The sequence below is a fragment of the Romboutsia maritimum genome (assembly GCF_002251085.2).
GTDB lineage: Bacteria > Bacillota > Clostridia > Peptostreptococcales > Peptostreptococcaceae > Romboutsia_B > Romboutsia_B maritimum.
Genome location: NZ_NOJZ02000045.1, coordinates 1 through 7,820 on the forward strand (window position 1 = coordinate 1; position 7,820 = coordinate 7,820).

Annotated in this window: 9 protein-coding genes, 1 rRNA gene and 1 riboswitch; of the genes, 1 reads left to right on the forward strand and 9 read right to left on the reverse strand. The window is 25.4% G+C overall.

Going from position 1 to position 7,820, the window contains the following annotated elements:
* Positions 1 to 43 precede the first annotated feature (43 nt).
* The 5 genes from CHF27_RS13025 to CHF27_RS13045 form a co-directional block, all read right to left on the reverse strand.
* Positions 44 to 253 (reverse strand): hypothetical protein, encoded by a 210-nt coding sequence (locus CHF27_RS13025; protein WP_095406058.1) that lies wholly within the window; start codon positions 251 to 253, stop codon positions 44 to 46.
* A 133-nt stretch (positions 254 to 386) separates the two neighbouring features.
* Positions 387 to 938, reverse strand: a complete 552-nt coding sequence (locus CHF27_RS13030) for a hypothetical protein (protein WP_095406057.1) — start codon at positions 936 to 938, stop codon at positions 387 to 389.
* Positions 939 to 1,126: 188 nt separating this feature from the next.
* Positions 1,127 to 1,696: a M73 family metallopeptidase gene (locus tag CHF27_RS13035; RefSeq protein ID WP_095406056.1), complete on the reverse strand. Its 570-nt coding sequence runs from the start codon at positions 1,694 to 1,696 to the stop codon at positions 1,127 to 1,129.
* Positions 1,697 to 2,079: 383 nt separating this feature from the next.
* Positions 2,080 to 2,694 carry a response regulator transcription factor gene (locus CHF27_RS13040; RefSeq protein WP_095406055.1) on the reverse strand — a complete coding sequence of 205 codons (615 nt, stop codon included), beginning with the start codon at positions 2,692 to 2,694 and terminating at the stop codon, positions 2,080 to 2,082.
* Positions 2,695 to 2,738: 44 nt separating this feature from the next.
* A riboswitch (cyclic di-GMP riboswitch) is annotated at positions 2,739 to 2,822 on the reverse strand.
* Between the two features lie 403 nt (positions 2,823 to 3,225).
* Positions 3,226 to 4,245: a helix-turn-helix transcriptional regulator gene (locus tag CHF27_RS13045; RefSeq protein ID WP_095406054.1), complete on the reverse strand. Its 1,020-nt coding sequence runs from the start codon at positions 4,243 to 4,245 to the stop codon at positions 3,226 to 3,228.
* A 97-nt stretch (positions 4,246 to 4,342) separates the two neighbouring features.
* Here CHF27_RS13045 and srtB point away from each other — a divergent pair, with 97 nt between their 5' ends.
* Positions 4,343 to 5,032, forward strand: coding sequence for a class B sortase (srtB, locus tag CHF27_RS13050; RefSeq protein WP_095406053.1), 690 nt, complete (start codon positions 4,343 to 4,345; stop codon positions 5,030 to 5,032).
* A 151-nt stretch (positions 5,033 to 5,183) separates the two neighbouring features.
* On the opposite strand, the gene CHF27_RS13055 is transcribed toward srtB, so the two are convergent.
* From CHF27_RS13055 to CHF27_RS13070, 4 genes are all read right to left on the reverse strand, one after another.
* Positions 5,184 to 5,423: a hypothetical protein gene (locus tag CHF27_RS13055; RefSeq protein WP_095406052.1), complete on the reverse strand. Its 240-nt coding sequence runs from the start codon at positions 5,421 to 5,423 to the stop codon at positions 5,184 to 5,186.
* A 180-nt stretch (positions 5,424 to 5,603) separates the two neighbouring features.
* Positions 5,604 to 6,491, reverse strand: coding sequence for a polysaccharide deacetylase family protein (locus CHF27_RS13060; RefSeq protein ID WP_095406051.1), 888 nt, complete (start codon positions 6,489 to 6,491; stop codon positions 5,604 to 5,606).
* Between the two features lie 429 nt (positions 6,492 to 6,920).
* The gene (locus CHF27_RS13065; protein WP_095406050.1) at positions 6,921 to 7,442 is read right to left on the reverse strand and encodes a fascin domain-containing protein; all 522 of its coding nucleotides are present in this window, start codon (positions 7,440 to 7,442) and stop codon (positions 6,921 to 6,923) included.
* 226 nt (positions 7,443 to 7,668) lie between these two features.
* Positions 7,669 to 7,820 (reverse strand): 23S ribosomal RNA (locus CHF27_RS13070); the annotation flags it as partial.

Consider the following 7,820-nt stretch of genomic DNA (forward strand, 5'->3'; position numbering starts at 1 on the left):
ACGCAGCTTATAGTTTATATTTTTACAATCTTCTTGTAAGATTTTATAAACTATTTATTACTGTTTTATTTCCAGATTTTAATATCCATCCGTCACCTTCATCTACTTTTACATGCAAATTTCCCATTGTTATTATTAAGTCATTTACTTTAGCCTCTGCTTGATCTGAGAATAGTGCTTTTGTTCCTAAGCTTGCTCCTCCTATTAGTAATGTTGCTGCCATCATATATGCTATTGTTTTATTTTTTTTCATTATTAAATACTCCTTATTATTTATTAGAATTTTTTTATTATTAAATAAAAAAACTATAGATTTTAATCTATAGCTCTTTTATTGTAATTTTTTATGTAATTTATTTTTCTGAATTTAATTCAATTTTTAATTTTTATTTTGTTTGATTTGCTTGTATTTCATATGCATTAAACATTGAATCTAGATTAAATGTTTGTTTATTTTCTTTATTAAAACTTCCTTCTGTTTGATAATCTCCACCCATATTTTCACTTACTTTAACTTTTATTTTAAAATCTTGTGATGTTCCTGGTGCTAATGAAAACTCTTGATTATCATATAATTCACTTGTAGCTTCTACCCCTGGTATAACATTACTTTCAGCTACAATTCCTCCACCTGTTACTTTTAAATCTTGTCTTAAACTTCCTTCATTTTTTATAGTAACAGTTTTTTCAAAAGTATCTCCTGGTTTTACATTTTCAAAATTATTTTCTAAATTTTTATCTTTTATTTCAGTTCCATCTGCTGAAGTTACTGTCCATTTACTTTCTTCTGTATCAACATTTAAATTACCCATTGTTATTACTAAATCATTTCCATCAGCTTTAGCTGAATCAGAGAATAATGCTTTTGTTCCTAAGCCTGCTCCCCCTATTAATAATGCTGCTGCCATCATATATGCTACTGTTTTATTTTTTTTCATTATTTTATCCCCCTGGTTTTTTTAATTTTCATAAATATTTCTACTTACATTTAATATAGTAATCTATATTTTAATATAAATAAATTCCTCATTAGAGCCGTTTTAAGTTTACCTATATAATTATCATTTAGTAGTATATTGTCTTATACTTTTATTTACACTATTATCTATAATTCTTTGAAATTTTATTACTTTTGATTTTCACCTACTTTAACTTGTGTTGCATTTATACTATATCCATCAAGCATATTACTATAATCTGCACCACATAATGATTCTAAATTCCAACTGCCATCTTTTCCATACTCTCCAAATATATCTTCACTTATTTTAACCTTTATACTAAAATCTTTTTCTTGTCCTGGTTTAAGTAGGAAGTCTTTTGCATTATCCAAATCATTTTTTATAATTACATCAGATGAAATACTTACACCAGCTTTAGCTCCTCCACCAGATATAGAAATCATTTGATCTAAAGATCCTTCATTTTTTATAGTTACTTTTTTTTCAAAACTATCACCTGGTTTTACATCTTTAAATTTATTTTTTGCATCTCCTTGTTTAACTTCAGTTCCTTTACCTGATGTTACTTTCCAATCACTCTCATATGACTTAACATGTAAATTCCCCATTGTTATTTTTAAATCATTTCCTTTAGCTTCTGCTTGGTCTGAGAATAATGCTTTTGTTCCTAAACCTGCTCCCCCTATTAATAATGTTGCTGCCATCATATATGCTATTGTCTTATTTTTTTTCATTTGATTTCCCCCTTTTATATTTAATTTTTTAATATATCAACAGTATTCATCTAAATTACCTCTATACTAATAATAACTTATACATTCATTTAAATATATTGATCAAAGGTACCGTATTTATCTGGTCTTATAGTATTACCTCTTTAATAAAAAATTCGCTTCGCCTGAGCGACGTGTCGGCGAAACACTTCATGTCGCCAACGACTCTGTCCGTTGCTCAAAATGTCATTTTTTACATTTCTAGACTCATTAGCATTACGATCATTCATAGGTTATCCACATGAAATTAGGCAATATAGTTTCCTTACATGTAAAAAATGCAAGAAGCTACCTCAGAATTTTTAAATTCTGAGGTAGCTTCTTGCATTCCTCATGTCTATTTATTAATCTAGTAATAGATTTTCTCTCGCATAAATAATAATTTCTTTTCTATTTCTCATGTCTAGCTTGTCTAATATACTACTCACATGCTTCTTAACAGTACATTCTGTTATATACAATTTTTCAGCAATTTCTCTATTATTCAAACCATCTGAGACTTCAATTAGGACTTCCTGTTCTCTATTTGTTAGGATACCTATGTCTTTTCTTTGTGTAGTGTTAATTATGGATGGTAGTAAATCGGGTGCATAACTTTTCTTACCCTTTATAACTTTCTTTAACGAGTAAATAAAATCTTCTTTTTCCTCAATATTCAATATGTAACCATCAATCCCTAAATCTACTACCTTTTTAAATATATTTATATTTTTTCCCATATCTAATATGGTAACTTTTAGATTTTTAAATATGTTCTTAGCTTCACTTATTAAATCTAATTTTTGAGCACATTCTCTCTTAATGTCTATAAATGCAAAATCCACATCTATAAAATCTTCTCTTTGTAATTCATTTACATTTTGCATTGTTTTTAATTTAAGTACATTTAATACATTTTGAAATAAATTTTCTAATGCTTCTCTAACTATAAACGAATCTGATACTAGCAATATATTCACGATAATAGTCCCCCTCTTTTTTGTGAATAAAAGACAGCTGTTTTGATTAGAAAAGCCGGTTGCGCTACTGGCTCATTATACCCCAAGCGCCCAAGTAAAGGATATAATTCTTCGCCTCTTTATTTGTATTTAAAGCTGTGTTTTTCTATTATTAGAATACCATATTTCTACTTAAGTAGTACTCCTTTTCGTTCGCCGTATATACTTATATTTTTACATTTTTTTTAATTGATGTGTTTTCTCTTTTTTATTTTCATCGTCATCATTTTCAATTCCTACATTTCAAGCAATCTTATTTATGTGAATATAAAATTACTTCTTTTCTATTTTTTTAATTCAACTTATTAAATACACTACTAACATGCTTTTTAACCTCCTTTTATTTTTAATACTAATACTTAATTTATATTGTATTGCATTAACTTTTGTCATTTTGTTTATATTAATAATTTTATCTTATTGTCCTATATTTTCCAATAAACAAGGTGTACATTTTTATGTACACCTTTGTTTAAAATTTATTTTATTATTTTAATATAATTTCCTCATACTATCCAACTCATCTTTTATACAATTTCTTAATTTCTGAGGTCTTAAAACTTCTGCACTTTTACCCATTTGTAGTATCCATTTAGTAAGTCCATATCCAACTTTTCCGATAAATATTCCATTATATGTATTGTTTTCATTTTTTATTATTTCTACATCTTCCCCAAATTCATCTATTATAAAATTAAGTAACCCTGCTTGGAAATTTATTTCTATTTCATGTTCTTCTCCTGGGAACATTTTAAATGTTTTCTTTGAATAAATAGATGGATTAAACCCTTCTTTACATTCTTGTATATCGTCTAAATTTCTTATATTGTCATCTAATATTTCAATACTCTTCATTCTATCAATTCTATAATTTGATAAATCTTTATGCTTATCATCTGCTAATACTAAATAATAATTTTCATTTTTAAAAATCATTGATATAGGGTTTACAATGTATATTTTGTTATTACCATCAGGATTTAATCTTGGCACTAATTCTCTACTAAAATTATAGTCATAATAATTAAAAGATATTTTTTTCTTATTTCTTATTGCATTATTTATTTTATCTATATTAATAAATATCTCTTCATTTACAGATTTAGCTCTATTATCTATGTATATTTTTTTATTAAAATCTTTACCTATATATATAGAATTTAATTTTAATAGTCTATTCATTAATTCTTCTGTTTTTTTCTTAGTTATAAATTTACTAGATAAAACTACATCTATAAGTAATTTTATTTCATATTCTTCTAACTTATGTGATCCCATTTTATATCCACCAATTTGCTCATCATAATCACTAACTTCTAGTCCTAATTGTTGCATATCATTTATATATCTATATATAGTCCTTCTATCCAAGGTTAAGCCTAATTGTTTTTTCATTTGATTATTTATTTCACTTGTTGATATTGATGTATAATCATCTGAATATCTACTTAAAATATCTATAAAAGTATAAAATTTTATGTTATTATTTGCTTTGTTTCCTGTGCAACACATAACTTCCCCCCTAGTATGCTAATTTATCTCTTCAATCAGTTTAATATTTCTTCTAGTTTTTTTCAAGTTAATGTAAAATATATTTAGAGGTGATTATATGAAAAAACTTATTAAAATAGTTATCAACATAATACTAATATCAATTCTCACATATAGTGGATATAATATTTTTATTAAGATGAAAGATTACAAACAAGCTGATAAAATTTATTCTGAACTAAAAGATACTAATAAAAATAAAAAAGATAATTTATCTAATCTTAATTCTGATTTTAGATTTTGGATTAGTGTTGATAATACTAATATAAATTATCCTGTAGTTCAATCTACTGACAATTATTTCTATCTTTATAAAGACTTTTATAAAAATAAACTTAGCTCTGGTACCATTTTTATGGATTATAGAAATAAATCTTTTGAAGATAAAAATCTCATTTTATATGGTCACAATATGAAAAATGATACTATGTTTAATAATATCGAAAAATTTAAAGATGCTGATTTTTTTAATGGAGATAATAAGATTAGAGTTATTGATAAAGATAAAGAATATGTATATGAAGTGTTTTCTGCTTATATAACTGACCCTTCTTATGATTATCTTGTTACTAAATTTGATAATAATGAAAATTTTAATTCTTATATTAATCATATTAGAGAAAAATCTCTAAATACTTCTAATCTAAATGTAAATTCTTCTGATAAAATTATTACTCTTTCTACTTGTAGTTATGAATTCGATAATGCTCGTACAGTAGTTCACGCTAAGTTAATTGAGATTATTTAAAAATAGAATTTTGTGGTTAACCTACTAGTTGTGCTGAATACAAGTTATTGTCGGTGAAACTTGTATTTCAATGTTTTACTAGGTTATTTCACAAAATTCTTATATCTTAAAACAATTAAGTAAATATTATTTATATCTTTATAATATAGATTTATTTTGTAAGCAATTTTATTACTTTATATATAGCTAACAGTATTAAAAATATAAATAAACATCCAACGGATATCATTCCTATTCCCACATTTGTAGCTAAATCACTATTATTAGTTAAAATCATTAGAGATATCTTGCCATAATTTTTATAATTAAACCATATGACGCTAGCTAAGAATATTAACATGGTTATTACTACTGATAATACTATATGTTTTTTTAAATTCCATTCTTTCATTAAACTGCTCCTTTCATCTTACTATATATTAAAATTTAAATTTCGTGTATGTATCAATTATATTAGATTTTTTATATCAAATCCATACTTCTATTATAGCCATCTATATGACATAGTAAAAAAACTAGGTTAATTGTACTTATAATAAATCAGCCAATTAATCTAGTTTTGTATTATTTACTATACTAAAGTTTTAAAAGCATATCCATTGTCTTTGAAGTATTTTATTATTTGAGGTAAAGATTTTGCTGTCTCTTCTTTCCCATATGTATCATGCATTAATAAAACTACTATTTCTTTACCTTGCGATGTTTTTATCGCATATTCAGCTAATTCTTGTGCATTCTTTCTTTTACCTTCAGCATCTGCACTTAATGCATTCCAGTCCATAGATGCCATGTTGTTTTTTTCTAAATAAGTATCTAATTTATCCATCCCTTTCCATGACATATGTCCTCCGGGGCATCTTATTACTCTAGTTGAGAAATATTTTCCCAATATATCTTTAAGCATATCATCAGTCTTTTTAAAATCAGAATTAAAACTTTCTAAATTTAATGTTCTTCCTGGATATAATATCTTATAATCATGGCTATATGAATGATTCGCTATTGCATGTCCATTTTTAAATTCCTCTTTAATTAACTCTTTTGCTTTTTCTTGTCCTCTTTCTATATTTTCTCCCGTTAAGAAAAATGTTGCTTTTACATCTTCTTCTTTTAGAACTCTTAATACTTGTGGTGTAACTGTTGTAGAAGTTCCATCGTCAAAAGTTAAAAATACTATTCTTTCTCCATTGTTTGAGTAATCATATTTATTAAATTTATCTGATATAATTTTTGCATCATAAGAATATTTTTTAGCTTCATGATTAACTCCTACCATATATTTTTTCTTTTCTTCTTCTTCTTTACGCTTTTTTTCTTCTTCTATTCTTTTTTCTTCTTGTATTCTCTTTTCCTCTAATTTTATTTCTCTTTGATGTTCAACAAATGAAAAAATTTTATTAACTCCTATTATACTTATTAATAAAGCTATAATCACTATAGCTAATTTTTTACGATTCATATATGTCCTCCTAGCCGATTAGTATTTTTGTTGGCTTTGATGATTTTTGATATCTATCTATATGTAAGTTTTGTATTTTTATTTAAATATTTTTTAATTATAAATGATGTTTATAGAATTATTAATATAATACGTTCTATCATAGTATTGACGTACATTGTAAAATTTAATTTCAATCTTTTTATATTAAATGATTTATTTTCCTATTTTATTTTCTTATTATCGACTTTTGTATTATAAACTAATTGACGTTATCTTTACAATGGATTTTTAGTTACAAATTTGATATGAAAATTCCACATTTTTTTAAAACTTTTTAACCTTTATAATAGTCATCATTCTTTTTGATTAATATTTTATATTCATTTCAAAAAGGGGCTGTCTCAAAAATATAAAAATTTTTGTGACAATCCCTTAATTAAAAATTATTTATTCAACTACTCTAAACTTAAATTTAGTTCTTGGTCCTGGTTTTTCAGCTCTTGCAACTAGTCTTTTATCTTGTTCTCTTACCCTTACAAAATATCCATTAGGAGCTTTTAAAGAATATTCTCTATTGTTTTCTTTATAAATCGAAAATTTAGTTGCTCCTTTTTTATTAGTATCTGCAACTAAAAAACTTTTTTCATCTAATCTTATAAAATTTTTTCCTTCTAATCTTATTTTTACACTATTATCATTTGTAAATACTAGCTTAAATATCCCATTTTTATTTACCTTTTCTCCTGTTGCATATAAATATCCATTGTCTACTACTACAAATTCATCTTCAAAAACTGATTTAATTTTAACCTTAACTTCTTTATCTTCTTTATTTGGTTTATTTGGCTTAAATGGTGGGTAATTTTGAAAAGGCGGCATATTTCCTGGATTAGGCCACATAAATGGTGGAGCTATAATTATCCCTCCTTGTGGTAATCTATTATCTTTATAATAATTTTTTGTTGTCATTTCCTTCCTCCCTTATTTCTCATTCTACTTATATATATTATAATAAGGGTAAAAAGGTTCTTTTAAGTATAATACAAAAAAACTATGTATAAAATACATAGTCTTAATCTAAGCTAATGCTTACAAATCAGTTACTCTTCCGTTGAGCTACACTAACATGCTTACCTAATTTATATTTATTAATACTTTGAAAACTGCATACATTTAGGAATTATCATTTTAATTCTTGGTCAAGTCCTCGATCTATTAGTATCGTTAAGCTAAATACATTACTGCACTTACACCTTCGACCTATCAACCAGGTAGTCTTCCTGGGATCTTAACCTTACGGTGGGAAATCTTATCTTGAAGTAGGCTTCGCGCTTAGATGCTTTCAGC

Coding starts and splice junctions, on each gene's coding strand:
- CHF27_RS13025 (WP_095406058.1), bottom strand. CDS start 253: ATGAAAAAAAATAAAACAATAGCATATATGATGGCAGCAACATTACTA.
- CHF27_RS13030 (WP_095406057.1), bottom strand. CDS start 938: ATGAAAAAAAATAAAACAGTAGCATATATGATGGCAGCAGCATTATTA.
- CHF27_RS13035 (WP_095406056.1), bottom strand. CDS start 1,696: ATGAAAAAAAATAAGACAATAGCATATATGATGGCAGCAACATTATTA.
- CHF27_RS13045 (WP_095406054.1), bottom strand. CDS start 4,245: ATGTGTTGCACAGGAAACAAAGCAAATAATAACATAAAATTTTATACT.
- srtB (WP_095406053.1), top strand. CDS start 4,343: ATGAAAAAACTTATTAAAATAGTTATCAACATAATACTAATATCAATT.
- CHF27_RS13055 (WP_095406052.1), bottom strand. CDS start 5,423: ATGAAAGAATGGAATTTAAAAAAACATATAGTATTATCAGTAGTAATA.
- CHF27_RS13060 (WP_095406051.1), bottom strand. CDS start 6,491: ATGAATCGTAAAAAATTAGCTATAGTGATTATAGCTTTATTAATAAGT.
- CHF27_RS13065 (WP_095406050.1), bottom strand. CDS start 7,442: ATGACAACAAAAAATTATTATAAAGATAATAGATTACCACAAGGAGGG.